Annotated in this window: 28 protein-coding genes, 1 tRNA gene and 1 other RNA gene; 16 read left to right on the top strand and 14 right to left on the bottom strand. The window is 63.2% G+C overall.

The genetic code is table 11. The features are described from left to right. The first annotated feature begins 13 nt into the window (after positions 1-13). The 6 genes from E4Z66_RS11385 (at position 14) to ribD (ending at position 3,368) form a co-directional block, all read left to right on the top strand. Positions 14-322, top strand: coding sequence for a DUF1294 domain-containing protein (locus E4Z66_RS11385; RefSeq protein ID WP_281276222.1), 309 nt, complete (start codon positions 14-16; stop codon positions 320-322). 119 nt (positions 323-441) lie between these two features. Next, positions 442-846 carry a hypothetical protein gene (locus tag E4Z66_RS11380; protein WP_136463155.1) on the top strand — a complete coding sequence of 135 codons (405 nt, stop codon included), beginning with the start codon at positions 442-444 and terminating at the stop codon, positions 844-846. Next, positions 843-1,241, top strand: coding sequence for a hypothetical protein (locus tag E4Z66_RS11375; RefSeq protein ID WP_136463154.1), 399 nt, complete (start codon positions 843-845; stop codon positions 1,239-1,241). Before E4Z66_RS11380 ends, E4Z66_RS11375 begins: the two co-directional genes overlap by 4 nt. A gap of 24 nt (positions 1,242-1,265) precedes the next feature. Next, positions 1,266-1,682 (top strand): secondary thiamine-phosphate synthase enzyme YjbQ, encoded by a 417-nt coding sequence (locus tag E4Z66_RS11370; RefSeq protein WP_136463153.1) that lies wholly within the window; start codon positions 1,266-1,268, stop codon positions 1,680-1,682. 127 nt (positions 1,683-1,809) lie between these two features. Continuing rightward, positions 1,810-2,277: a transcriptional regulator NrdR gene (gene nrdR, locus E4Z66_RS11365; RefSeq protein WP_136463152.1), complete on the top strand. Its 468-nt coding sequence runs from the start codon at positions 1,810-1,812 to the stop codon at positions 2,275-2,277. Beyond that, a complete protein-coding gene (gene ribD, locus E4Z66_RS11360) occupies positions 2,274-3,368 on the top strand; it encodes a bifunctional diaminohydroxyphosphoribosylaminopyrimidine deaminase/5-amino-6-(5-phosphoribosylamino)uracil reductase RibD (protein ID WP_281276220.1) in 1,095 nt (364 codons plus the stop codon). Before nrdR ends, ribD begins: the two co-directional genes overlap by 4 nt. A gap of 33 nt (positions 3,369-3,401) precedes the next feature. Here ribD and E4Z66_RS11355 read toward each other — a convergent pair whose 3' ends face one another. From E4Z66_RS11355 to E4Z66_RS11345, 3 genes are all read right to left on the bottom strand, one after another. After that, entirely contained in the window at positions 3,402-5,423 is a 2,022-nt protein-coding gene (locus E4Z66_RS11355; protein ID WP_425456137.1) for a capsular polysaccharide biosynthesis protein, read from the bottom strand. A gap of 6 nt (positions 5,424-5,429) precedes the next feature. Beyond that, the gene (locus E4Z66_RS11350) at positions 5,430-6,521 is read right to left on the bottom strand and encodes a polysaccharide biosynthesis/export family protein (protein WP_211097158.1); all 1,092 of its coding nucleotides are present in this window, start codon (positions 6,519-6,521) and stop codon (positions 5,430-5,432) included. A 157-nt stretch (positions 6,522-6,678) separates the two neighbouring features. Further along, positions 6,679-7,971: a capsule biosynthesis protein gene (locus E4Z66_RS11345; protein WP_136463151.1), complete on the bottom strand. Its 1,293-nt coding sequence runs from the start codon at positions 7,969-7,971 to the stop codon at positions 6,679-6,681. Between the two features lie 130 nt (positions 7,972-8,101). On the opposite strand from E4Z66_RS11345, the gene E4Z66_RS11340 reads away from it, so the two are divergent. The 5 genes from E4Z66_RS11340 (at position 8,102) to E4Z66_RS11320 (ending at position 11,709) form a co-directional block, all read left to right on the top strand. Next, positions 8,102-8,692 (top strand): riboflavin synthase, encoded by a 591-nt coding sequence (locus E4Z66_RS11340; protein WP_136463150.1) that lies wholly within the window; start codon positions 8,102-8,104, stop codon positions 8,690-8,692. 443 nt (positions 8,693-9,135) lie between these two features. After that, positions 9,136-10,257 (top strand): 3,4-dihydroxy-2-butanone-4-phosphate synthase, encoded by a 1,122-nt coding sequence (ribB, locus tag E4Z66_RS11335; RefSeq protein ID WP_136463149.1) that lies wholly within the window; start codon positions 9,136-9,138, stop codon positions 10,255-10,257. 1 nt (position 10,258) lies between these two features. Next, complete coding sequence (locus tag E4Z66_RS11330) at positions 10,259-10,810, top strand: 6,7-dimethyl-8-ribityllumazine synthase (RefSeq protein ID WP_136463148.1); 552 nt, start codon at positions 10,259-10,261, stop codon at positions 10,808-10,810. Beyond that, positions 10,807-11,274, top strand: a complete 468-nt coding sequence (gene nusB, locus E4Z66_RS11325; protein WP_136463147.1) for a transcription antitermination factor NusB — start codon at positions 10,807-10,809, stop codon at positions 11,272-11,274. Before E4Z66_RS11330 ends, nusB begins: the two co-directional genes overlap by 4 nt. A 96-nt stretch (positions 11,275-11,370) precedes the next feature. Further along, on the top strand, positions 11,371-11,709 hold the full coding sequence (locus tag E4Z66_RS11320; protein ID WP_136463146.1) for a hypothetical protein: 339 nt from the start codon (positions 11,371-11,373) through the stop codon (positions 11,707-11,709). A 113-nt stretch (positions 11,710-11,822) separates the two neighbouring features. Here the strand turns inward: E4Z66_RS11320 and ssrS are convergent. From ssrS to E4Z66_RS11310, 3 genes are all read right to left on the bottom strand, one after another. Continuing rightward, positions 11,823-11,978: non-coding RNA, 6S RNA (gene ssrS, locus E4Z66_RS20010), on the bottom strand. Between the two features lie 90 nt (positions 11,979-12,068). Next, complete coding sequence (locus E4Z66_RS11315; protein ID WP_136463145.1) at positions 12,069-12,815, bottom strand: COG3904 family protein; 747 nt, start codon at positions 12,813-12,815, stop codon at positions 12,069-12,071. Further along, complete coding sequence (locus tag E4Z66_RS11310) at positions 12,812-14,098, bottom strand: AAA family ATPase (protein ID WP_136463144.1); 1,287 nt, start codon at positions 14,096-14,098, stop codon at positions 12,812-12,814. Before E4Z66_RS11310 ends, E4Z66_RS11315 begins: the two co-directional genes overlap by 4 nt. Positions 14,099-14,217: 119 nt before the next feature. Here E4Z66_RS11310 and E4Z66_RS11305 point away from each other — a divergent pair, with 119 nt between their 5' ends. Next, a complete protein-coding gene (locus E4Z66_RS11305; protein ID WP_425456136.1) occupies positions 14,218-14,676 on the top strand; it encodes an MmcB family DNA repair protein in 459 nt (152 codons plus the stop codon). Here E4Z66_RS11305 and E4Z66_RS11300 read toward each other — a convergent pair. Continuing rightward, complete coding sequence (locus tag E4Z66_RS11300; RefSeq protein ID WP_136463143.1) at positions 14,666-14,857, bottom strand: DUF6324 family protein; 192 nt, start codon at positions 14,855-14,857, stop codon at positions 14,666-14,668. The two genes, E4Z66_RS11305 and E4Z66_RS11300, sit on opposite strands and share 11 nt — an antisense overlap. A gap of 63 nt (positions 14,858-14,920) precedes the next feature. Between E4Z66_RS11300 and E4Z66_RS11295 the strand changes: the two genes are divergently transcribed. Both E4Z66_RS11295 and E4Z66_RS11290 read left to right on the top strand, forming a co-directional pair. Next, positions 14,921-15,421: a GNAT family N-acetyltransferase gene (locus E4Z66_RS11295; protein WP_425456135.1), complete on the top strand. Its 501-nt coding sequence runs from the start codon at positions 14,921-14,923 to the stop codon at positions 15,419-15,421. An 87-nt stretch (positions 15,422-15,508) separates the two neighbouring features. Beyond that, positions 15,509-15,585: transfer RNA gene (locus tag E4Z66_RS11290), tRNA-His, on the top strand. Between the two features lie 137 nt (positions 15,586-15,722). Here the strand turns inward: E4Z66_RS11290 and E4Z66_RS11285 are convergent. Continuing rightward, complete coding sequence (locus tag E4Z66_RS11285; RefSeq protein WP_136463142.1) at positions 15,723-16,025, bottom strand: DUF6476 family protein; 303 nt, start codon at positions 16,023-16,025, stop codon at positions 15,723-15,725. Here E4Z66_RS11285 and E4Z66_RS11280 point away from each other — a divergent pair, their 5' ends adjacent. Then, a complete protein-coding gene (locus tag E4Z66_RS11280; RefSeq protein WP_136463141.1) occupies positions 16,026-17,048 on the top strand; it encodes an RluA family pseudouridine synthase in 1,023 nt (340 codons plus the stop codon). A 173-nt stretch (positions 17,049-17,221) separates the two neighbouring features. Next, positions 17,222-18,118: an RNA polymerase sigma factor RpoH gene (gene rpoH, locus E4Z66_RS11275; RefSeq protein WP_136463140.1), complete on the top strand. Its 897-nt coding sequence runs from the start codon at positions 17,222-17,224 to the stop codon at positions 18,116-18,118. 63 nt (positions 18,119-18,181) lie between these two features. Here the strand turns inward: rpoH and E4Z66_RS11270 are convergent, their stop codons facing one another. The 6 genes from E4Z66_RS11270 to E4Z66_RS11245 form a co-directional block, all read right to left on the bottom strand. Then, entirely contained in the window at positions 18,182-19,498 is a 1,317-nt protein-coding gene (locus E4Z66_RS11270) for an adenylate/guanylate cyclase domain-containing protein (RefSeq protein ID WP_168797784.1), read from the bottom strand. A gap of 167 nt (positions 19,499-19,665) precedes the next feature. Beyond that, positions 19,666-20,043, bottom strand: a complete 378-nt coding sequence (locus E4Z66_RS11265; protein ID WP_136463138.1) for a thiol-disulfide oxidoreductase DCC family protein — start codon at positions 20,041-20,043, stop codon at positions 19,666-19,668. 95 nt (positions 20,044-20,138) lie between these two features. After that, positions 20,139-21,956 carry a M3 family oligoendopeptidase gene (locus E4Z66_RS11260; RefSeq protein ID WP_136463137.1) on the bottom strand — a complete coding sequence of 606 codons (1,818 nt, stop codon included), beginning with the start codon at positions 21,954-21,956 and terminating at the stop codon, positions 20,139-20,141. Positions 21,957-22,036: 80 nt separating this feature from the next. Next, complete coding sequence (locus E4Z66_RS11255) at positions 22,037-22,912, bottom strand: amidohydrolase family protein (protein ID WP_136463136.1); 876 nt, start codon at positions 22,910-22,912, stop codon at positions 22,037-22,039. Next, entirely contained in the window at positions 22,905-24,494 is a 1,590-nt protein-coding gene (locus E4Z66_RS11250; protein WP_136463135.1) for an ATP-dependent DNA ligase, read from the bottom strand. Before E4Z66_RS11250 ends, E4Z66_RS11255 begins: the two co-directional genes overlap by 8 nt. Continuing rightward, on the bottom strand, positions 24,491-25,513 hold the full coding sequence (locus E4Z66_RS11245) for a ligase-associated DNA damage response exonuclease (protein ID WP_136463134.1): 1,023 nt from the start codon (positions 25,511-25,513) through the stop codon (positions 24,491-24,493). Before E4Z66_RS11245 ends, E4Z66_RS11250 begins: the two co-directional genes overlap by 4 nt. Positions 25,514-25,544: the final 31 nt, after the last annotated feature.

Genomic DNA, 25,544 nt, shown 5'->3' with positions numbered 1-25,544 from the left:
TGCTGGGCGGTCAGTGCTGGGCACATCGGACTTTTGGCTCTGGCCGCTCCTTTGGATAGGGGCGGCCAGTGTCGTTTCCTATGCCATGATGGCGTGGGACAAACGGTGCGCGATCAAGGCCGGGCGGCGGATTCCTGAACGCACGCTGCTGCTGTGGGCGCTGATTGGCGGCGCGCCGGGTGCGAAACTGGCGCAGCAGCATTTTCGGCACAAGACACGCAAGCAGCCATTCGCGATGGTACTGAACCTGTGTCTGGCTGTCGTATGTGCGCTGCCCTTGGTGGCGCTTTGGCTGGGATGGCCGGGCGCAATGGCCGGTTGAATCGCCAATTTCCGCGCCGGCACCATACATGGCGGACACCGATCAACGGATGTTTCCTCAATTGTGATTGGGATCGTGACCACATCGTTCCTATCTTAATCCCAAAGGGGGACGCCAAGATGCAGAAATTCAGTGCCTTAATCCTCGCCGCCGCCGTATCCAGCGCCGGACCGGCCCATGCCGTGTGGAGCGCAGAGAGCGATCCGCACCTTCCCGTCAACCGCGTGACCGCCACGACCTTCGAGGTTATCGAAAAGCGTGGCGCGGGCGCGCAGGATATCTGGTGCGCCGCCGCGCGGTTCGCCGAAGACGTTCTTGGCAAGCAGCGCGGGCGTCTCTATGTCGCCAAGGCCCGCGGGCCTGCCCAAACAGCGCCGGGCGCGAAAGGGGTTCTGTTCACGATCGACACCCCGGCCAATGCCAGCAAAAGCTACTCCGTCTCGGTCAATGTAGAGGGGCAGGGCCTGCTGCTGGCCCATGCGCGGCAATTCTGCTGGAATTATGTATTGGAGTTGGAAGATTGACGAAACTCACACGCGCCGCCGCCACCATCTGTATGGGCCTGTTCGCCACATCCATAGCCGCGCAGGATTACAAAGCGCCGAACGGGATGCGGGTCACGGCCACAGGACCACATAGTTTCGAAGTCAGCGGCATGGCCGAGCTTTGGGCGCGCGATTACTGGTGCGCCGCCGCCTCCTATGCCAGCCGGGTGCTGGGCCTGCCGGGCAATGCGCCGATCTACGTCAGCGACCCGTATGAGCGCGGCGACCGTTCCATCGGGTTCAGCACCGTGCCGGGGGATGTCGCGCCAAGCTCGGCCTGGATTCTTGGCGAGAGCGTGCGGCGCGAGGGGGCAACCCACCGGGTCGGTCACGCCATCAGCTTTTGCGCGGACCGCAATCTGCGCCGTGGTTGACCAAACGGCGGCGGGGCGGATCTGATGCAGACCGATTTCACGATTTCCACCCATGGTCCGGGCCTGACCGAGTTTACCGATCAGGTTGCGCGATGGGTCGCGGGGCAGGGCGATGGGTTGGTGACGCTGTTGGTCCAGCACACCTCTGCGTCCCTGCTGATCCAGGAGAATGCCGATCCCGACGTGCAGACCGACCTGCGCGCCTATTTCGACCGTCTCGTGCCGCCGACGAGCGATCCCGCCATGGCCTATCTGCGCCACACCTGCGAAGGGCCCGATGACATGCCCGCCCATATCAAGGCCGCCATGCTGCCTGTCAGCCTGTCGGTGCCGGTTCGCGCAGGGCGGCTGGTTCTGGGCACGTGGCAAGGCATCTATCTGTTCGAGCACCGCGCGCGGCCTCAAACGCGCCGCGTCGCCGCGCATTTCCGCGCCGATTGACCGTCGGGACAGATGCGGGGGGCGCGCATTTCGGGCCTACCCAAAGCTGGTGCAATGTTCTATAGCTTGTGGATAAGTGGGCAACGCACCCCACGATAAGGCGGGACATTTCAAGGGACACTATACGATGCGCTGTCCGTTTTGCGGAAATATCGATACTCAGGTCAAAGATTCACGCCCGGCGGAGGACCACGTTTCCATTCGGCGTCGGCGCTTTTGTCCCGCATGTGGCGGGCGGTTTACAACCTATGAACGCGTGCAGCTGCGCGATCTGGTGGTCATCAAATCCTCTGGCAAGCGCGAAGATTTCGATCGTGACAAGCTGGAACGGTCGATCCGGATCTCCATGCAGAAACGCCCGGTGGAGCCGGAGCGCATTGATCAGATGATCTCTGGCATCGTGCGCCGCCTCGAAAGCATGGGCGAGACGGACATTCAGTCCAAAACCATCGGCGAAATCGTGATGGAGGCTTTGGCCCGTATCGATACGGTCGCCTATGTGCGTTTTGCCAGCGTCTACAAGAATTTCCAGGCCGCGGACGATTTCGACAAATTTGTCAGCGAATTGCGCCCGCCAGTGCAGCCGGAAGAGTGAGCGCCACCGACGAACGATACATGTCCCTAGCCTTGGCGCTGGGGCGTCGTGGGTTGGGTCGTGTTTGGCCCAATCCGGCCGTCGGCTGCGTGATCGTTCAAGGGGCGCGTATCGTCGGGCGAGGGTGGACGCAGGATGGCGGGCGGCCCCATGCGGAAGTCGTAGCTTTGGCGCAGGCCGGGGACGCGGCCAAGGGCGCGACGGCTTACGTGTCATTGGAGCCGTGCAATCACGTCGGCCAAACCGGCCCATGCTCGCAAGCGCTGATTGACGCCGGGATCGCCCGCGTCGTGGTGGCGATCACCGATCCTGATCCGCGCGTCAGTGGCGCGGGGCTGGCCCGGCTTGAAGAGGCGGGGATCGCAGTCACGCGCGATGTGCTGGCATTGCAGGCGCTGGCCGATCAGGTGGGGTTCCTGCACCGCGTGACACTCGGGCGGCCGATGGTGACGCTGAAACTGGCAAGCTCCTTCGATGGGCGCATTGCCACGGGCAGCGGCCAAAGCCAGTGGATTACCGGCCCGCAAGCACGGCGCAGGGTACATGCGCTGCGCGCCGCGCATGATGCGGTGATGGTGGGCGCTGGTACGGTGCGCCATGACGATCCGTCCCTCACCGTGCGCGATCTGGGCATAGATCGGCAGCCCGTGCGCATAGCCGTGTCGCGCCGTCTTGATCTGCCATTGATGAGCAATCTGGCGCGCAGCGCACGGGACATTCCCGTTTGGATCTGCCACGGCCATGACGCCGATGCGAATCTGCGCAGCACGTGGGAGGGCTTGGGCGCGCGGCTCTTTTCCTGTGACGCACATGGTGGCCATCTGGATATGCGCGCGGTTCTCGAAGCCTTGGCAGCAGAGGGGCTGACCCGCATCTTTTGCGAGGGGGGCGGGATGCTTGCCGCCTCATTGCTGGATGGCGGCTTGGTCGATCAATTGGTGGGCTTCACCGCCGGGATCGGGATCGGGGCCGAAGGCCTGCCCGCAATCGGCGCGATGGGGCTGTCACATCTTCAGGACGCGCCGCGCTTTACCTTGCGGGATGTGACGCCGGTTGGACCCGATATCATGCATGTCTGGACCCGCGCCTAGCAGGTCACCATCCGGGCGCGCGTAAGCGTGCTTTCACCTGCGCCACAGATGCGCTTGAGACGCGAACACCCCCTGTAGTTTCGACAATATGCGGATCGCCCGCCCGGTTGGGGCGGCGCTGCCCTCTGCCAGACGGTCCACGATGACTTCGACCGGGCAGGCGCGGCCTGTTACGGGATCGAAATAGCGGGGGTAGTCGATCAGCGCCGCGTGAACCAGCCCCTCAAGGCTGACATCATGGCGGCGGCGCTGCGGCACATCGCCAAGGTCCGTCGTCAGACCCCATCCGGCATAGAACGGCGCGCCCAGCGTCGTGACGCGGACCCCGCGCAGCAGCGCCTCGAACCCGATGAGAGAGGTCATGGTCCAGACCTCGTGCACATGCTCAAGCAGCGCGGACGGATCGGCCCCGGTCACCACCAGATCGGCCAGACCCGTGGCATCGATCGCACCGGGGCGCAGCCCGGCTTCCACATCGGGATGCGGCTTATACAGGATGACGGCGTTCAGATTGGCGCGCCGCGCGGCCTTCAGCAGGGCTTGGTTCGTGGCGATATCCCCCGCGCCGCACAGGATGGAGGCGTCGTCCTCGACCTGTCCGGGAACAAGAATGCGGTGCCCGTCCGGCAGGGGCGGGGGCGCTGCGCCGAGATTGTATTTCGACAGCCCACGCGCGGTCAGTGCCCGGATCAATGCGCGCGCCCGGATTGCCTGATCGGGATGCAGCACCGCCCGTTCTGTAATCAAGGTTTCCAGCCGCGAGGGTTTGCGCGGATCGTAATAAATCCCCAGATCATCCGTCACCAGCGAGAGGGGCGGCACCAGTTCCGCACCCAGCCCGTTGGAGCGCAGAAAACCATCCTCGACCCGCACCGCGTCGCCATGCCCGACATCAGCCTTGCCCGCCCAGACCATCCACGGCAGCCCTGTCGCGCGTGCCTTGGCTGGATCGTCCTGAAAGACGACGGGGGCATGGCGGCCAAAGGCGCGCTTCATCGACGGGCGTTTCCAAAGCCGCATCCCGGAGGCGACCCAGCCGTGCCGATCCTCTTGCCAGGCACGGGTCTGCGCGGCCAAGGCCTCGGCTGTGTCTTCGTATTGGCACAGGCGGTTGCGATAGGGATCGTACCACTTGGGATAAAGCAGCATGGCCCCGGCAAAAAGCTGCGCGCGGGTCAGTCGGCGGTGGCGGCGCGCGGGCGGAAAGGCGTCTTCCGTCAGGCCCCATCCGGCATAGAAGGGCTGGCCGTAAACATGGGGGCGGTGCCCGGCATAGATCGCTTCGAACCCCATTTGCGACGACACGGTATAAACCGCGATGGCGCCGTCAAACAGCCGCCACGGGCTGATCGCATCCGTGCAAAGAGAGACGCGCGCATTGGTATCTTCGGCGCTGAAATAGCCTGTGCGCGCGCCTTGCGTGGTCTCGGGATGCGTCTTGATCAGCACACGCGCGCCGGGGTGGTTCTCCTGCGCCCAGTACAGCATCTCAAGAAAGCGGTTGCGGTCCGCGCCGCTGGCAAGGACCGAGGCATCGTCCCGCGTTTGGTCGATCACCAGAACATAGCCGGGGGGCGGGCAGGGGGCGTCCGGATCGCAGGCGGTATACTTCGTCAGATTGGCTTCGATCATCCGGCGCACGGCACCGCGCGCGCGGTCCAGTAGGGCCGTATCGTCAAAAGGATGGCTTGCCAGCAATGTCTCAAGGTCGGAAGGCTGGCTGGGGTCGAAATGCACGCCGCTTTCATCGATCAGCAATCCGATCGGGGCGTCGGCGCGCACACGGCCAGGAAAAAGTGACCGCAGCCAGGCGTCTTCGATGCGCACCAGCTTGGCCCCCGTCTTGGCAGCGATGGCCTCACCGCGATGAGCATAGGGGGATTTGCCCCAGACGCCGACCAGATCATCCTCGGTCGGACGCCCGGTCGTCACGTGATAACCTGCCGCCCCAAGGATGTGGCGCAAACGCGGCTGCCACAAGAAGCCGCCGTTGAAAACGAAAAGCCGCCGGGGATTGGACCCGGCGGCATCAGGGCTATGTGGCCCGGCTGACAAAGCTGGTTAGTTTCCGGCCAGCGTGTTGAGCGCGTTGATCGAGGTCGCCGACCCGGTCAGAGCGGAAATCGCCTTGTTCCATTGGGTGAACGGCGCTTCGGTCACGTAAATCGTGTCGTCGTCGCGGATGACGAAATCGCGGGCCATGAACATGCCGTTGGGCTGTGTCAGGTCCAGCACATAGACCATGCGCTGCGCGCCCACGAGGTCGTTGCGGTTAAGAACGGCGTTCGCGATGACGGCGGTTTCGTTACGCAGAACGAAGACGCCGGTGGGGTCCGCCGTGCTGGAATTCAGGCCGCCCACTTGCGCGATGGCTTCCAGCGCCGACAGGTTGTGGCTTTCGAAGCGGACTTGCGCCTGACCGCCGGTCGCCCCAAGCGCGGTGAAGGAGCGTTGATCCTCTTCGACCAGAATGCGGTCGCCGTTGCGCAACGCAATATCGAAGCTGGGGTTCTGATACAGGTCTTGGAACCAGATGGTGCCCTGATGACCGCCGCGTGTCACAGTGACCTGCGCGATCTCCGGCTCGATCACGACGCCGCCTGCACGTGCCAGCATGGCCGCGAGGGTGCGGGTCGGACGTTCAATGGCATAGACGCCCTGGCCGCCAACTGCGCCCAGCAGTGTGACGGTCGATCCGTCACCGGCAAGGCGGCGCACCTGAACCTGCGGGTCCGGTGTCTGTTCGGCCAGCTTGGCCGTGATAATGCGGCGGATGGCTTCGGGGCTGTTGCCCGCCGCCTTGATCCGGCCAGCATAGGGGATGAAGATGAACCCGTTGCCGTCGACCTGGATTTCCTCCAACGACGCAAAGGGGGCGCCCGCAGCGCCAAGCAAAGGCTCGTCCACGTTTTCCCAGACAGAGATGCCAAGCGTGTCGCCCGCGCTGATCGTGTCGGAACCGACCTGACCGGCATTCAGAAACGCTTCGGAGAAGCCAAGCGCCGGAACAACGGCCGTAGACCGCGTCACGCGGTCATTCACGGTGACGATGAAAGCGTCGCCTTCGCGCTGGACGGAGCCGGCGAAAATCTGCCGCTTGTTGGGGCCGACCTGCGGCAAACCACATGAAGACAGCACGCCCAATGCGGCCATGAGGGCCACCGGACGGGCCCAACGGGTGATGAAAGAACTCACTGCTCGGTCTCCTCGACCTTGTTTTTATCTGCCTCGAACAGCCGGTTTTCCGGTCTGATTTGTCAGCAAGCTACAGGAATCCTGATAAAAATGGAAGCGCTAGGGGTTGTGGGCCTCAGCGAACGAGCCGCAACTGTTGCCTTGGCGCAGCGGTTCCATACTTGAGCGCATCGTATGGATCGACGTCCGACAGCATCATATCGGTGACGTGGCGCAGCAATTGGCGGCGTCCGCGGATCGAATAGAAGCCGCCCGGCACCTGACTGGTTTCCAGAAGATACCGCCGGTAGGCGCGGTAGGCACGGGCATCCGGGCGCTGCGCATCGGCAAAGAATTCCTCAAGCGGCTGGGTCGAGACGAATTCCGGTTTGCCATAGACCGCATTGCCAAAAGCGCGCAGCGGGATACCCCGCCAGAGCACCTGCTGCGCGGCGGTGGAATTGATTGTGACCGCGCTGCGGCTGTCCGAAAGCAGGCGCGCCAACTTGCCGCCGCGCACGAAATGCACCCGTTTGGCGATGCCATGCGCGCGGGCAAGACGGCGAATATCCCTTTTCAGCGGCACGCGCCCATCTTCCAGAGGATGCGCCTTGAAGACGAGATGATGGTGCCGGGGCGCCCCGCGCGCAAACCCGGCGATGGTGAGTTCCAGAAACTCGGTCATGGTCGAGAAGGGCGAATGCTGCTGAAAGGAGCTGTCATGTTCCAGTTGCAGCAGGGCAAGGTGATAGGGGAAGCCGCCATGCTTGATGCGAGAGGTGGCTGCCATGCGCTCCAGTGCAAGCAAGGGCATCAGTACAAGGCGGCGCAAGTGCAAGAGAAACTCGCGCGTGACGGGCAGGGCGCGATGTGGCGTAAAATTGCGGTAGCCGCCATTCGCGAACATGACAAACCAATGATAGAGCGCGCCATAGAACACATGGTGCCGCGTATCGCCCCAATGATCGGGCGGCGGCGGCCCTTCGGCGGCGATCCCCTCCAACTCTGCGCGCATCTGGTCCACATCCATCTGCATCAGCCGCGAATTGCCATTGCTGCCGCCCCGTTCATACGTGACCCAATAGGGGCGCATATAGCCTTCTTCGAACACGTGGATACGTAGCCCCAGCGCCTTGGCGCGGGCCACGGCCGCGGCGTGGACCGGGCGGGTATCCCCATAAAGAACAATGTCGGTGACGCCCTTTTCGGCAAGAATGCGGTCGAATGTGCTGGCCCAGTCGCTGGCGGGGCCGCGATACGGGATATACGAGGCGCGCTGCGGCCAGAACGCCCGGTCGCCCGCGTTGAACCCCACGCGCCACACCTTCGCCCCGGCGCGGCGCAGCATCTGCCCCAGCCGATAGAAAAACGGCCCATGCGGCCCCTGCAACAGCAGGAAGACGCGCGATGAGGGGGGCGTTTGGGTCATGGAATCCTTGTAGATGTTCAAATATTCCCATCCGGTTAACTGCTCATGGCGGCGAATTTGTGTCGCTGTGCCGCCTTGTTCTTGGCCGCGAAGGTGTCTAGGTGTCCTGCGCCAAGCAAGGGGAAAAACCATGTTCACGGGGATCATTACCGATATCGGCACTGTTTCGGCGCTTGAACGGCGCGGAGATCTGCGCGCGCGCATCCAGTGCACCTATGATATGGCGCGCGTGGAGCTGGGCGCATCCATCGCTTCGGATGGGGTCTGTCTGACCGTGGTGTCCATCGGCCCGGATTGGTACGAGGTCGATGTGAGCGCGGAGACGCTGGCCAAGACCAATCTTGGGGCATGGACCGAAGGCAAGCGCGTGAACCTTGAACGGGCGCTGCGGGTCGGGGACGAATTGGGCGGCCATATCGTGTCAGGGCATGTGGATGGCGTGGCGCAGGTCGTTCTGGTGCGCGACGAAGGTGACAGCACTCGCGTGCAGTTGCGTGCCCCGGCGGACCTTGCCAAGTTCATTGCGCCCAAAGGATCGGTTGCGCTCAATGGCACCTCGCTCACCGTGAACGAAGTGGAGGGGGATCTGTTCGGGATCAATTTCATTCCGCACACGAAGGAGGTCACCACGTGGGGCGATGTGGCCGAAGGCGATGCGGTGAACCTTGAGATCGACACCTTGGCGCGCTATGTCGCGCGGCTGGCCGAGGCCAACGCCTGACCGGACGGGCGCTGCCGCGCCCGGCGCGATGATTGCTTTGCCTGCGGCAAAGCCGTGGATGAGGGGCGTTGCCCCTCAAACTCCCCAAAGTATTTCCGAACAGGCGAATGGCAGGGCGCATGCCGACCTGATATCGCCGGTCGTGCCGCCGCCCGGGAAGGGATCGGAATTGCCGCGCAGGTCGGTGGATTTGCCTGAGATCCAGTCTTGGTCTTGGAGTTTTGGCCGGATCGCGGCGTCGGGCCGATTTGCGCGCAGTCTTTGATGCCGCTGGTGAAAGGGGTGCCGGGCGGCGCGGCGTGCCCTTGGCATGGACGTCGCAGGCTGAGTGTTCGAACGCTTCGATCGTAGGAAGCGTATCGTAACGAAACAAGTGCGAAGGGGTGGCGCTTGCCGTGGCTTGTGCCTATGTGTCGGCCCTGAAGCTGCTGATGAGGACGCCTATGGGATACGAGACCCCGGGACCGGTTGAAAGCTCGCTCAAGGAAGCGATTTCGCCCATCGAAGACATCATCGAGGATGCGCGTCTTGGACGGATGTTCATTCTGGTCGATCACGAGGATCGGGAGAACGAGGGCGATCTGGTGATCCCGTCGAATTTCGCGGATGCCAAGGCGATCAACTTCATGGCCACCCATGGGCGCGGGCTGATCTGCGTGACGCTGCCGCCAGAGCGGATCGAAGAACTGGGGCTGCCGATGATGGCGCAGCACAATTCGTCGCGCCATGAGACCGCCTTTACGGTGTCTATCGAGGCGCGCGAAGGGGTGACGACGGGGATTTCCGCTGCCGACCGCGCGTTGACGGTTGCGACGGCGATCAACCCGCAAGCCGGGGCGGCCGATCTGGCGACGCCGGGCCATGTCTTCCCGCTGCGCGCGCGTCAGGGTGGTGTTCTGGTGCGTGCAGGCCACACCGAGGCGGGCTGCGATGTAGCGCGTCTGGCTGGGCATTACCCGTCCAGCGTGATCTGCGAGATCATGAATGCCGATGGCACCATGGCGCGTTTGCCCGAACTGGTCGAGATCGCGCAGGCGCATGGGCTGAAGATCGGGACCATATCCGATCTGATCGCCTATCGCCGCCGCCACGACAACCTTGTGCGGGAAACCGATCAGCGCAGGGTCACGTCCGAACATGGTGGCGACTGGGAAATGCGGATTTTCACCGACTTCACCTATGGGATCGAACATGTGGCGTTGATCAAGGGCGATATCACCACTGATGAGCCTGTCCTGGTGCGGACCCATGCGCTGAACGAGCAATCCGATGTGCTGGGTATTGGACCGAAGCCGGCGGCGGAGCTCTCCCGCGCGATGCAGATCGTTGCCGAGGAGGGGCGCGGCGTCGTCTGCCTGTTCCGCCAGCCGCGCAAGAAGCTTTTTGCCGAAGAAGATGACGGCCCACGCACGGTCAAGGAAATCGGCCTTGGCGCGCAAATGTTGTCAAAGCTGGGCGTTCACAAACTGATCCTGCTGACCGACAGCCCGGCGACGCGCTATGTGGGGCTGGATGCCTATGATCTGGAGATCGCGGGCACGCGCCCGATCATGAAGGAGAGCTAAGATGGCCGGAACCGAAACTCATTACATCCTGCCGCGCCCGGTTTTCGACAAGCCGGTCAAGCTGCTGATCGTCGTTGCGCCGTATTACAAGGATATTGCCGACAACCTCGTGGCTGGCGCCAAGGCCGAGATCGAGGCAGCAGGCGGCACATGGGATCTGATCGAGGTGCCCGGCGCGCTGGAAATTCCCACTGCGATTGGCCTGTCGGATCGCGGCAGCAATTTCGATGGTTATGTGGCGCTGGGCTGCGTGATCCGGGGTGAGACGACTCACTATGACACGGTGTGCAATGACAGCTCGCGCGCGATCCAGCTTCTGGGTCTTCAGGGGCTGTGCATCGGCAACGGCATCCTGACGGTCGAGAACCGCAAACAGGCCGAAGTCCGCGCGGACCCGTCAGATCAGAACAAGGGTGGAGGCGCTGCGGCTGCGGCCTTGCACCTGATCGCATTGGCGCGTAAGTGGGCCGGCCAGCGCAAGGGCGTGGGGTTCAACGCCCCGGTCGAGGATATTCTGCTGGCAGGCAACACAAGCGACGACACGGTAGCATGACCCTTTCCGGTAATCAGAAACGCAAGATGAAATCGGCGGCGCGGCTTTACGCAGTGCAAGCCCTGTTCCAGATGGAAACCTCTGGGCAGACGGTGGATGCGGTGAAGAGCGAGTTTCTCGATCACCGTTTTGGTGCCGTCTATGAAGGCGACGAGATGATGGAAGGCGATGTCGATCTGTTCGGCACGCTGATGGATGATGCGGTCAACTATCAGGCGGCGATCGACCAGGCGACGGACCGGGCGCTGGTCGCCAAATGGCCGATTGCGCGGATCGATCCCACGCTGCGGGCCCTGTTCCGGGCCGCCGGGGCGGAATTGCGCGGCGAAGATACGCCGCCCAAGGTCGTGATTTCCCAATTCGTGGATATCGCGGCGGCTTTCTTTCCGGATGGCAAGGAATCGCGCTTCGTCAACGCGGTACTGGATCACATGGCGCGCGAAATGCGGCCCGAGGCGTTCTGAGCCTCCTGCCGTATCGGGCGATTCCCGCCTGCGGCAAGATGACGGTCTCGACTCCGGCGCGTCATGCTCTACCTTGAAGAGAAGAGGAGTCGTGCCATGCCAAAACTCATTCGCTTCTACATCACTCACGTTCTCATCGGCTTTGCCGTCGCGGCGGCCTTCGTGGCCATGCTGCTTTGGTTCAACGTCGCAAACCTGACCCACCTGATCTTCACGTCGGATGTCTGGGCGGTTGCGCTGTTCATGCTGTGGTTCTTTCACGGCATCGTTTTCGCGGGCGTTCAGTTCGGCATCGCCGTAATGGCCATGGCGGAAAAACCCGAAGATCGCGGGCCGCGCGGTGGCCATGGGGTCCGGTCGGAACCCGTGCCGGTACGCGTCGCGGCGGAGCCGAAGCGGAACAGCATCCTGCCGCATCGCCGTAATCACAGCTGACACAAAAAGGTCCGCCCCGCGCCAGAGGGTGCAGACCGAAGGAAGCATCAAACAGCCGCGTGGACATTCCGCGCGGCGCGTCTTATGGCACTGTCGTCAAAGGTGGGAAAAGCGGCGGGACCACCACAACCGTTTGGTTCTCTCATTCCCGAGGACCTGTATATACAGGTGGGCGCCAGGTAAACGGACCACGGTCCGAACAGAGCCAGCTCCCTCGGAATTGCTTAAGGCCACCGGAATGCAACCTGTCACGAGAAGGGCAGAACCCGCCTGCCGATTCAAATAGGGCGCGGTGTGGGGTGTTGCAAGGGCGCAGATCTCTCGCGGACTTGTGGAATTTGTGACACCTGATCGCGCCGTCAATCAGGGGGGATGAAACCGAACGCTTTCAGTTCTTCTGGCAGCAGAACGTAAATCTCGTCCGGCGGAGTGCTCAGCGCGCGGGTCATCACCATCGGGTCGATTCCCATATCGTTGAGATACTGCATGACCTCCCCCTGGCCGCGCTGGATATCCTCCACCGCGAAGGCAGCGGGCAGAAAGGAGTTCTCGCCGAAGTAATGCTGGTGAACGCCGACGCTGGCATCCTCGGAAATCATTCGCTCTGTCCCGGCGGCGAGCACGTAGGGGCAGGCGGAATAACAGAATTCCCCGGCCAACATCTGCGTCTTGATCCCGGCGCTGCGCAGGTGGCGGCCCAGTGTCAGGGCGTCCTGCACGGAGCCGCCGGGCGATTGCAGGATCACTGTCTCCGGCGTGGGCGTCAGATTGCGCAACTGGCCGATGATCCGCTCTGCATCGCCGGCCTTGATCCCGCCTTCCAGCCGATAGGTCGTGCCTTCCGATTGGGTCAGTATCAGCCGGTCGGGCAGGGTGCCGGGGTCGCGCGCCGGGCGTGTCACCGGGCGGTCGCGGTCGGGGCGAAAGGTGCGCCTTTGGTCGCCGGGCTGGACCGGCTCTGTCAGGCGCGGGGCCGACGGGCCGAAAGAGGGCAGCCGCAGCCCCTGCATATCGCCAAGGATCAACAGCGCGCCCAGACCAAGCTGAAACACCAGCACGCCCATCAGAACGCGCGCGACGGGATTTCGGCTGCGTGTGTTGCTCATTCTGCTGCGGGCCGTGGCTTGGGCTGCGCCTCACGGGCGGCCACCGCATCAGGCATGGCGTTCATCGCCTGTTCGACATCGCGGATCGCGCTCATCGCGGCGCGCAATTCGGCAAGGGTCATCGTGTCCTCGACCCCGGTGCCTTCGCGCCCGCCCCGGATCGCGCCCTGCGTGATCGCAAGGATAAAGACCAGCACAGCGGGAAGAAGGTCGATGGCGATGGCCCCGGCCCAGCTGGGCACGAAGTTGCGCGCATAAAGGATCACCGCATCGGCCGAGGAAATCGGCGTATAGGTCACATCCGCCGCAGGTTGCAGCGCCTGAACCTGTTCGGCGGCGCGTTCCAGTGTGGCCGCGCGTTGGGCCAGAACCTCCAGCACCGAGGAAATCGTCGAGGCCTGATCGCTGCGCCCGGCCTCGGTCTGACTGTCGAGTTCCGGCAGCACCACCGACGCCGCCAAATCCTGCGCTGCACGCTCCACCAGTGGCGCGACGGAGAGTTGGCGCATCTGCGTGATCAGCCCGGCCAAGCGCACCGCCTGTTCTGAAAACTCGACGCTGCGCGCCTCTACCGGGCCGGGTTCCACTGTCAGTGCCCGCATCCGCGACAGGATCGCGTTGCCCTCGGCAAAGGCCTGATCGACCAGCGGCGTCTGGGCGTTGATCTGCGCTTCCAGCGCGTCCAGTTCTTCGGCTTTTTGCCGCAAAACGCGGAACACCGCGCCGCGCCCGGCCAACCCAGAAAGCGACCCGGCGGCCTCTTGTTCACTCAGGTCTTCGAAGGATTGGCGCACACGGGCCACGTCGCGCTCCAGTGATTGCGCCGTGATCGCAACCTCATGGGCGCGCTCAAGGCTCGACTGATAGTCTTGCACGGTCTTGGCCAAATGCTGTTCCACCGCCGCCGACCCGGCCAGCGCGGCAGCGTTCAGCCAAGATGACATGGCGACAATGGCCAGCGATCCCAGCCCCATCGCCGCCAGAAGCCCGGTGCGCGCGCGCGCCGACCGAACCGCAGGAAACAGGCGCAACATATAGGACCAGAAGACGAAAATGCCGACCGACACCGCCACTGAATAGGCAATCGCGGCAAAGACCGACATGGCGCCGATTTCATCCAGCAGCGACGACACCCCAAGATAGGTGTAGATGCCTGACGCGGTCGCCAGCACGCCAAGCGCGGTGCCGGAAAACGTGTCGAGCCAACTTAGATGGCCTTCCAATTCGCGCGCATAGCGCACGCCGCGTTGCTCGGCCTCGGTCAGGCGGTTGTCGCTATTCATCAGATTCCCCCGGTTCGCTTCGGGTATAGGTAGGGGCGCAAGGGCGCAGCGCCAAGTCTGGCGCGACTGCGCGGGCGCGGCGGGGTTGCTTTTGTTCTCACTTTGTTCATAGTTGCCCCATGCAGATGCCCCCTGATCCCCTGACCATGATGCCCGGCCAGCTTTTGGCGCGCGGCGTGTCGCGGCACTTTGCCTCGCTGGGCTGGGTTACGGTCGAAGAACTGGTGCCGACGCGGGGGCTGCGCGTGGATGTCATGGCACTGGGGCCGAAGGGCGAAATCTGGGTGGTGGAATGCAAATCCTCCCGCGCGGATTTCATGTCCGATTCCAAGTGGGAAGGGTATCTTGAGTGGTGTGACCGGTTCTTCTGGGCGGTGGATGACGGGTTTCCCACCGACTTGCTGCCAGAAGAGTCCGGTCTGATCATCGCTGATTCTTATGACGCCGAGATTTTGCGCATGGCCCCGGAGGACAAGCTGGCCCCGGCGCGGCGCAAGGTGATGATCCAGAAATTCGCGACCCATGCCGCGCGGCGCTTGCATGTGCTGCGCGACCCGGGGGCGGGGCTCAGCGTTTAGCGCGCCGTGCTGCCGCTTGCGCCGCCGACATGATTTCCTGCGCGATTTCTTCGGCTTCCTCGGGTTCGAAATCCATCGGAATTTCGATATCCCCGGCCTCGATAAACAGCCGTACCATGCCCTGATCCGTTGGCCCGATCTGAAGATTGGCTTCCAGATCGCGTTCGGTATTGATGCTCATTTGCGCACTCCTTCGATGAAGATATGTCTATAGTCGCTCTGACAGGGGGAGGAAAGTTCCCACATGACCGATACGACCATGGCGGGGGACATCTTGCTGCGCCCTTTCGCCGGACCTGATCTGGATTGGCTGGTGGAACGGCATCAGACCCTCTACGCGCGCGATGAAGGCTTTGACGATACTTTCGGGCCGGTGGTGCGGCGAATCCTTGAGGAATTCGAAGCAGGCCATGATCCCGAATGCGAGGGGGGCTGGATCGCGCAGCGCGGGGGGCAGCGGCTTGGGTCGATCTTTTGCGTGCGCCATGACGCGACGACCGCAAAGCTGCGCCTGTTCTTGCTGGTGCCAGACGCGCGCGGGCTTGGATTGGGCCAGCGGTTGCTGAAGACCTGCATGCAGTTCGCGCAAGGGGCGGGCTATGCAGGTATGACGCTGTGGACCCATGAAAGCCATAAGGCTGCCTGTGCGCTTTATGCCCGTTCCGGCTGGACGCTGACCCGATCCGTCCCCGTCCACTCCTTCGGTCAGGACCTTGTGGAGCAGACATGGACGTTCCGGTTTTGACGGGCGGAAAAACACATTTTTGGGTTTGCATTCCCCCCCGATCTATTGCTATAGCGCGGCGCACGGTGCCTTGCAGCACATGCCCGGGCCGCCTTAGCTCAGTTGGTTAGAGCGCCTGATTGTGGATCAGGAGGTCCCCCGTTCGAGCCGGGGAGGTGGTACCATTCCCTTCAGACAGAAGCGGTTTTCGGTGTTTCAGGTGTATTCGCGCCTGTCGCCGAAGATAATTGCCCCAGCGCCGCGGGTCACGCTGCGGTGGGCCCGCGCGCAGGTGTAAGCCGCGTTGCGGGTCGGGGCCGCTTCAGTTTTCGATCTCGACCGTTTGGCGCAGCGCGCCGCTTTCGGCGTCGAAGATCAGGATGCGTTGCCCGCCAGTCTGATCATCCGCGACCACCGCGTACCAGCCTTCGCCCATCGTCACGGCTGCGGCCGTCATCCCCTGGGGCAAAGAAACGCGATCGGGCAGGGCAGGCCCCTTGTCATTGAGGCGCAGAAACAGCATCACCACGATGGCGGCAACGCCAAGGATCATGGTGGCGGTCAGGCCCGTCACGAGGTATCGCAGAAACCTTAGGTTTCGTGGCTCTTGAGGGAGATCGTCCATTTGTCTGACCAGCTTTCCTTTGCCATTGGCGAGAACCCGCCCGGTCGGCTTGATAAGGCGCTGGCGCGGGATGTGCCAGAGCAAGCAAGCCTGTCCCGCACCCGTTTGGCCCGCCTGATCACCGACGGGGCGGTGACGGTGAACGGGACTCCTGTCACCGATGCCAAGGCGCGGGTGGCCGAGGGCGACAGCATAACGATCACGATAGAGGCCGCGCAGGAAAGCCACATTCTGCCCGAGGCGATCCCGCTTGATATCGTGTTCGAGGATGACGATCTGATCGTCGTTAACAAACCGGCGGGCATGGTAGTGCATCCCGCACCCGGAACGCCGTCGGGCACCTTGGTCAATGCGCTGATGGCCCATTGCGGTGACAGCCTGTCCGGGGTGGGGGGCGTGGCGCGGCCCGGCATCGTGCATCGGATCGACAAGGACACTTCGGGCCTTTTGGTCGTGGCCAAGACGGATGCCGCGCATCACGGGCTGGCCGCTCAATTCGCCGCGCATACGGCGGAACGCAGCTATGCCGCGCTGTGCTATGGTGTGCCGGACGCATCGGACCCACGGCTGCGTGGCGTGCGGGGGGTCAGTTTTGAGACGGGCGGAATGCTCAAGATCACCTCGCATCTGGACCGCCACAAGACGGACCGGCAGCGGCAGGCCGTGATCTTTGAAGGCGGACGCCATGCGGTCACCCGCGCGCGCGTTCAGCAAAGCTTTGGCTCGCCGCCGGTCGTGGCGCTGCTGGAATGCCGGTTGGAGACAGGCCGCACGCATCAGATCAGGGTGCATCTGGCCCATGTCGGGCACGGGCTGATCGGCGATCCGGTCTATGGCGGACGTCGCAAGATCGCCGCCAAGGCGCTGCCGGAAGGCGCGGCAGAAGCGCTGGCGGCCTTCCCGCGCCAAGCGCTCCACGCGGCCACTTTGGGATTCGAGCATCCGGTGTCGAAAGAGATACTGCGCTTCGATGCGCCCCTTCCGGAAGATTTCCAAAACCTGCTTGCCGCACTTACAGGCTGAAATATTAAGGCACGTGTGCGTGAGTGCGCAGACACGCCCCTTCCTTTTTACCATTTCGTAATCAAATGAACGTCTATACCGGACTCGACCTCTTGTAAGAGCGCCAGACCGTTCCATATTTGATGTTAAGCTGCGTAACATAACGCGAGATTCCACAGGAAGGGAAAGTACACATGGCCAACTATGCCAATCTCCCGGCCCCCAGCCCCGAAGGCGGGCTGAACCGCTATCTGTCGGAAATCCGGAAGTTCCCGCTTCTGGAGCCCGAAGAAGAATACATGCTGGCAAAGCGCTGGGTCGAAGAGCAAGACACAGAAGCCGCGCATAAGATGGTTACATCGCACCTGCGTCTGGCGGCGAAGATCGCCATGGGGTATCGCGGCTACGGCCTGCCGCAGGCCGAAGTGATCTCCGAAGCCAATGTCGGTCTGATGCAAGCCGTGAAACGCTTTGACCCGGAAAAGGGCTTCCGCCTCGCCACCTATGCGATGTGGTGGATCCGCGCCTCCATTCAGGAATATATCCTTCGTTCGTGGAGCCTTGTGAAGCTGGGCACCACATCGGCACAGAAGAAACTGTTCTTCAACCTGCGCAAGGCGAAAGCCAAGATCGGCGCGTTGGAAGAGGGCGACCTGCACCCCGATAACGTCAAACGCATCGCCACCGATCTGGGCGTGACCGAGACAGAGGTAATCTCCATGAACCGGCGCATGTCGGGTGGGGATGCGTCGCTGAACGCCACGGTTGGCTCCGAAGGCGAGGGCACGATGCAATGGCAGGATTGGCTCGAAGATGAGGATGCCGATCAGGCTCGCGACTACGAGGCCCGCGATGAGCTTGAAACCCGCCGCGAAATGCTGGCCGCCGCGCTGGACGTTCTGAACGACCGGGAGAAAGACATTCTCACGCAGCGCCGCCTGTCTGACACGCCCAAGACGCTGGAAGACTTGTCCGGTGAATATGGCGTCAGCCGCGAACGTATCCGGCAGATCGAGGTCCGCGCGTTCGAAAAGCTGCAAAAGAAGATGCGCGAGCTTGCCCGCGACAAGGGGATGCTCGCCACGGCCTGATGTGGTTGCCAGACGATCGATTGGTTTGAACACGCCCGGAGGTTTCCCCCTTCGGGCGTTTTCTTATGCCCCGCCGGTGGCCGACGCCCCGTCCGGAACCGCGCGCATGCCGGTCAGAAAACACGCCTCCACCGTGCCGATGCCCTTCAGGGCGATCTGATGCGGGGGCGAAAAGGTGAAGCGGTCCGCCAGTTGCGCCGCGAATTCGGTCGTTACTTGTATCTGGTCCGGCTGCCCGTGGCTTTCGAGCCGCCCTGCCATATTCACCGTGTTCCCCCACACGTCATAGGACGGCTTGGATTGCCCGATGATCCCGGCGATGACCGGTCCCGATGTCAGGCCAATGCGCATGACGAAATGGTTGCCTGCCTCCCGTTGGAAGGCATGGACCTCGTCGCGCAGGTCCAGCGCGAAGGCCGCCATGCGCGCCGCGTGGTCCGTGGCCGGGTCGGGCAGGCCAGAGACAGCCATATACGCGTCGCCAATCGTCTTGATCTTCTCGACCCCGTGCTTGGCCGACAGCGTGTCGATCAGCGTGAAGATGCGGTCCAGGTGTTGGACCACGCCCGCGGCGGGCAGGCTGCTGGCCAAAGGTGTAAAATCGACGATATCGGCGAAAAGGACGGTCGCATCGCGATGCGTCTGCGCGATAATCTCGCCCGTGCTTTCCTGCAGCCGCGCGCTGATGGTGGCCGGGAACACCGCATGCATCAGCCGGTCCACCTTGGCCTTTTCGACCTCCACCGCCGCCTTGGCGCGGTCAAGCTGCATATAGACCGAGCGGAACAGGAAATAGATCACGAATACCACGGTGGCAAAGGCTATGCCTTCTACCGGGCCGATGGGCTTCTTCCATGGGCTATGAAACAGCAGCCCTTCGGGATTCAGAGGTGAGACCGCCGAGGGCAGCGAGATGCGCGGCAACACCGGGTCGATCAGCGGCAGCACGATCATCGTCACCAGGCACAGCAGGAACCATGGGACCGACCGGCGCGGGCCGAGCACGATCACGGCGGCGCAAGGCGTGGCCATGAAGCTCATGAAGTCGCCCTCGGTGCTGCCGTTGAAGGTCACGAAGAAGGCCATCAGCGCGAGGTAGGGCGGCACGAATGCGTAGAACAGCGCCGTGGTGGAGCGGGTCCGGTAGAGAACGATCAACCCGGTGATTTCCACCAGCAGGATGATCGCATCGAAGGTTTGCGAGAAGGCGGATCGCCCCGGTAGCAACCAATAGCTGAGAGACAGCCCCATGATGACCAGCAGCGTCACCGTGGACATGGCCTTCAGATCGCGCGTGCGGATGTCGTCGCCGGGCGATTGCGCGAAGGTGATCACATCCCGAAGCGCCGGAACGCGGCTGACCGCAAGCTCTGTACCCATAGGCGATTCCCCGAAGCCTGAATGTGCCAATCGTGGCAGCGCAGGGCGCATCTGGTAAGGGCGCCAAGGGTCCGGAATTCCGTACTTTTCCCGAAAATTCGCGTGATGTTGGGGCCGTTTGTGTGCGCAAGCACCCGCATCACGTGTAGTGGGCGGCGTGGCAGGGGTTATTCGGCCTTGCAGGCCCTGCGGTCTTCGCGGCGGCGATGCAGGGCGTAAAGCGCCGGGGCCAGGATGCGATCATAGACCGGGTCGGCCAGCGCGCGCACCGGACGAGGGCGGATCAGCTGTGCCAGCCAGCGCCAGCGGGGCAGTTCCTGCCAAAGCGCGATGAACGCATCCAGCCCTGACAGAACAGCGCCCTCATGGATGACGTGAAACCGCTGCGCGGCCGCCTCGCGGGTCAGTCCGGCACGGTCGCGCGCCTCGCCCTCAAGGCCCTGAATATCCAGATCGACACCGGCGCGTTCCGCGGCGCGGCCATATTGGGCCACCTCGCGAGAGCAGATCGGACAGGTCTCGTTATGAATGACGGTGATCGGCATGACAAAAAGGTGGTGTGCGGGCGGGCAGAGTCAAGACGCGGCCACCCGTCCCGTAGGGTGCGCTTCAGCGCACCCCCCCCCTTGAGTCCAGGCGGTTATTCCATCGCTTCCAATTCGTCGATGAAGCCAGAGATCATGTTCAGCCCCTTGTCCCAGAAGGCCGGGTCCGACGCGTCCAGCCCGAAGGGCGCCAGCAATTCCTTGTGGTGCTTGGATCCGCCAGCCTTCAGCATGTCGAAATACTTGTCCTCAAAGCCGGGCGCGCCGCTCTCATAGACGGCATAAAGCGCATTTACCAACCCGTCGCCAAACGCATAGGCATAGACGTAGAACGGCGAATGCACGAAATGCGGGATATAGGCCCAGAAGTTCTCATACCCGTCCATGAATTCGAAGGCAGGGCCCAGCGATTCCCCCTGTACCGACATCCACAGCGCCCCGATATCTTCGGGCGTCAGCTCACCCATGCGGCGCGCGTCGTGCAGTTTGCATTCGAAGTCGTAGAAGGCGATCTGGCGCACGACCGTGTTGATCATGTCCTCCACCTTGCCCGCCAGCAGCACCTTGCGCTTGGCCGCGTCAGGTGCCGCATCCAGCATCTTGCGGAAGGTCAGCATCTCGCCAAAGACCGAAGCGGTCTCCGCCAGTGTCAGCGGCGTGGAGGACAGCATCTCTCCCTGATCGGCGGCCAGTACCTGGTGCACGCCATGCCCCAGTTCATGCGCCAGCGTCATCACGTCGCGCGGTTTGCCAAGATAGTTCAGCATCACATAGGGGTGGACGTTGGTCACGGTCGGATGCGCGAAAGCGCCGGGTGCCTTGCCCGGTTTCACCGCCGCATCGATCCAGCCCTTGCTAAAGAACGGCGCAGCGATATCGGCCATGCGCGTGTCGAACGCGCCATAGGCGTCCATCACCGTTTTCTCTGCTTCTTCCCAGCCCACGACGCGGCTGTCTTCCAGCGGCAGCGGCGCATTGCGGTCCCAGACCTGCATCACATCAAGGCCCAGCCACTTGCGCTTCAACTCGTAATACCGGTGCGACAGCTTCGGATAGGCATTCACGACCGCATTGCGCAGCGCCTCGACCACCTCGGGTTCCACATGGTTGGACAGGTGCCGCCCGGTCTGCGGCGTCGGCATCCCGCGCCAGCGATCGACGATCTCCTTTTCCTTGGACTGCGTGTTATGCACACGCGCAAAGGTGCGGATATTCTCGCCCAGCACGGCGGCAACCTCGTGCGAGGCCGCCTCGCGCGTGGCGCGGTCCTGTTCTGTCAGCAGGTTGAGCGTACCTTCGATGTTCAGCTCTTCGCCATTCACGTTGAAGGTCAGCCCGGCGATGGTCTCGTCGAACAGTTTTTCCCACGCATCGCCGACCACGCCCATGTCGTGTAGGAATTTCTCCAACTCGTCGGACAATTGATAGGGCTTCATCGCGCGGATCCGGTCGAAGACCGGCTTGTAGCGCGCCAGATCGCCGTTCTGATCCAGCAATTTGTCCAGATGGTCATCGTCCAGCCGGTTCAGTTCCAGCGTGAAGAAGACCAGCGGCGTGGTGTAGTTGGTGATCTTTTCCTGGCAGTCGGACATGAACTTCGCCCGCCCGCCATCGGTTGTCATCTGGTAATAACGCAGGCCCGCATAGGACATGATCCGGCCCGCGATCTGGCTGATCTTTTCGTTGCGCAGCACGCAATCCAGCAGCCCCTTGGCGTCCAGCGTCGCCAATTTGCCCTCGTAATCGGCGGCAAAGGAGGCGCAGGCCTCTTCCAGCCAGTCCAGATCGCGCTTCAACTCTGCCGCGTCCTCGCCCGTGTAGAGATCGTCGAGGTTCCACTCCGGCAGGTTCCCCAGATCGCGGCCTCCGGAGGAGGCATTGGCGTCGCGGACAGGGAAGGGCAAATGCAGCATGGTCAGACCTTTCTGGATGTTTCACCCTAGCTAGTCGTTGGGACCGCTCGGGGCAACAGATGCGTGGCGCTTTGGCAGGCTCACAAGTGGAAAAGACGGGTTGGGGCGTCGACGAAGATGCTTTGGCGTGTGGCCGCATCCGGGATCAGCGCGTCCAGCGCATCCACCATGGCTGCCGCCTGCGGCATCTGCGCGCCGTTCAGCATGATGTGGGGCCAGTCCGAGCCCCAAAGACAGCGTTCGGGATTGGCCGCGATCAGCGCCGACATGCAGGCTGCCACCTCGTCATAGGGCGCGTTGCACATCCGGTAGGGGGCCGACAGCTTGACCCAGGCCTTGCCCTCGGCCAGCAGGGCGCACAGGGTTTGAAACCCCGAACTGTCCGGGGTCAGCCCATCGGCGGGCCAGCCCATATGATCAAAGACAACGGGGCAGGGCAGCGCGCGCACATCCTGGGCGATGTCCTCCATATGGCGGTCGGCATGGGCAAGCATCTGGATATGCAGCCCGCGTTCCGCCAGCGCCGGGGCCATCGCCTTGGCCCCGTCCCATGACAGCACGCCGCCATGCACATAGTTGAGCCGCACCGCGACCATGTTCCACCGGGCGAACTGGTCAAGCTGCGCGTCGCTGGCCCCGTCAGGCAAAAGGCCGACGCCCTTGAACCCCGGTCCAAGCCGGCGCAGCGCCTCTACTGTCACTGCATTATCGGTGCCATAGAAGATGGAGTGCACGATCAACCCGCGCGTGCAGCCCAATGCGTTCAGATGCGCGCGGTAAAGCGCCAGCCAGTCGTCCAGATTGCGGCCCGGCGCCGGATCTTCGGCCCGCCCCTCCCACAGTGGAAATTCATCCGCCCCAGCCAGCAAATGCACATGCGCGTCCACCGCCCCCGGCGGCAGCGGTCGCAGTGGCGCGGTTGGGGCCGGCGGCGCCGGCGCGATGGGCTTATCCATAGGTCCTCAGCATCTCTTTGAGATCATCCAGCGTGTTTGCCTCTTGCAGCGGTTTATCCTTACGCCACCGCGCGATGCGGGGAAAGCGCAGGGCCACGCCGGACTTGTGCCGAGGGCTTTCCTGAATGCCTTCAAAGGCGATTTCGAACACATGTGTTGGCGTCACCTGCCGTACCGGACCAAAGCGTTGCTGCGTGTTCTTGCGCACCCAAGCGGTAATCTGGCGGAACTCTTCATCGGTCAGTCCCGAATAGGCCTTGGTGAAGGGCACCAGATCGTTGCCATTCCAAACCGCGAACGTGAAATCGGTGAACAGGTTGGCGCGCCGCCCGCTGCCCTGCTGGGCATAGATCATCACCGCGTCGATGGTCAGCGGGTCCAGTTTCCATTTCCACCAATCGCCCTTCTTGCGCCCGGACAGATAGGGGCTGTCCAGCCGTTTGAGCATCAGCCCCTCGGCCTGCGCGTCCCTCGCGGTGCTGCGAATGCGGGCAAGCTCGTCCCAGGCGTCGAACGGAACGGCGGGGGACAGTTTGATCGGCGCGTCCGGCGGCAGTGCGTCGCACAGTGTGGTCAGCTGCGCGCGGCGCTCGGCCAGCGGGCGATCCCGCCAATCCGCCCCCTGCCATTCCAGAAGGTCATAGGCGTAAAGGATCACCGGCGCGTCGCTCAGCAGCTTTTTCGGGACGGTTTTGCGCCCGATCCGCTTTTGCAGCGCCGCGAAGGACATGGGCGCGCCGTCCCATGCAAGGATTTCACCATCCAGGACCGTGCCGCCTTGCAGAAAATCCGCCACGCGGGCGAATTCGGGAAACCGGTCGGTCATCAGGTCTTCGCCGCGCGACCATGTGAAATGCTGCCCGTCGCGCAGGAGCAACTGGCCGCGAATCCCGTCCCATTTCCATTCTGCCTGCCATGCCGCCGGATCGCCAAGGCTCTCGGGCGCGTCCTCCAGCCCGTAGGCAAGGTAGAACGGATAGGGGCGCGAGGCATCGGCGGTGGCATCCTCGGCCTCGATCAGGTGGTGCCAATCGGTGCTGTCCGGGGTCCAGTCGCCCATCAGGCGATGCGCCAGTTCGGTCTCGGGCTTATCCGTGGCCTGCGCCAGCGCCCGGGTCATCAGCTTGCGGCTGATGCCGACACGAAACCCGCCGGTCAGCAGCTTGTTGAACAAGAACCGCTGTGTCGTGCCAAGTTCATCCCACGCAGCATTGATGCGCGCTTTGCGGGTGGGTTCATCTTCGGGTGTGAGCGCTTTCAGATAGTCGATCCAATAGGTCAGCCCGCGATCGGTCTCGTCACTGCCGGGCGGCAGGATCAGCGCGATCGTCTCGGCCAGATCGCCAACGATGGGGTAGGCGTCCTCGAACAGCCACAGCGGCAGGCCCGCCCGTTCCGCAGCCCATTCGCGCAGCCGCGTCGTCGTCACCGCGCGCTTGGGCCGACGGCCAGAGAACAGCGCCACGGTCCACAGGCGGTCACTGTCAGAGGCAGAGCGGAAGAACTCCGCCAGCGCCGCGACCTTGCGCGTTGTCTTGGTGCTTTGATCAATCGCCGTGAACAGCGCCGCGAAATCCTTCATGCCGCGCCCGCCGCATCCTGCGTGTCGGGTATATCGTCATCATCGCCGCCGAATTCGGTCTTGACGATGTCGGCATTCCAGCCCGCTTCGCTGAGGTATCGGCTGAAGATATCCGTGTAACCATGTGTGACGTGGATATTTTCCGCGCCGGTCTCTGTGATGGCCCGCAGCAAGCCGGGCCAGTCGGCATGGTCGGAAATCACGAAGCCCCGGTCGCCCGCGCGCCGCCGCCGGATACCGCGCACGGCCATCCAGCCCGAGGCAAACCCGGTCTCGCGCGGGCCAAAGCGGCGTGCCCATGTGCTGCCAAGGGCGGAAGGCGGCGCAAGCACGATCGCGCCGGGATGTTCCTTGCCCTTCGTGTCTGGCGTGACGGGTACGGTGTCTGGCAACGCGATGCCTTGCGCGCGCAGAACGGCGTTGGTGCCTTCCACCGCGCCATGGGTCAGGATCGGTCCGGGACCATCCAGCAGGGACAGCAAACGCTGCGCCTTGCCCAGCGAATACGCCCCCAGCATGGGCGTTACGCCCCGCGCGGCGCAATCGGCCCACCATGCGTTGATCTGATGCGCGATCTGCGCTTGGGGCTGCCAGCGGAAAACCGGCAGGCCAAAGGTGCTTTCGGTGATGAAATGGTGGCAGCGCACCGGCGCGAAGGGGGTGGACAGGCCGTCATCCTCGATCTTGTAGTCGCCGGACGCGACCCATGTTTCGCCCTTGTAGGACAGCCGGATCTGGGCCGAGCCGGGAACATGGCCTGCGGGGTGAAAGCTGATCTCGACCCCGTTGCGGGTGATGGTTTCGCCATAGCGCAGCGTATCAAGGGAGATGTCCCCCAATCGGTGACGCAGAACCGGCGCGGCCAGATTGGTTGCCAGATAGTGCCCCATCCCCGCGCGGGCATGGTCGGCATGCCCGTGGGTGATCAGCGCGCGCGCAACAGGGCGCCAGGGATCAATGAACAGATCGGCGCGGGCGCAGTAAATCCCTTCGGGGCGGAAGGTAAGAAGCGGTGCCATGGCAGACAAGATAGCGGGCCGCGCCCGGTTT

Origin of the sequence: Aliishimia ponticola (genome assembly GCF_004803475.1) — a bacterium.
Lineage (GTDB): Bacteria > Pseudomonadota > Alphaproteobacteria > Rhodobacterales > Rhodobacteraceae > Aliishimia > Aliishimia ponticola.
The sequence above is the reverse complement of the archived record's forward strand: the minus strand, read 5'-3'. Positions and strand labels throughout refer to the sequence as shown.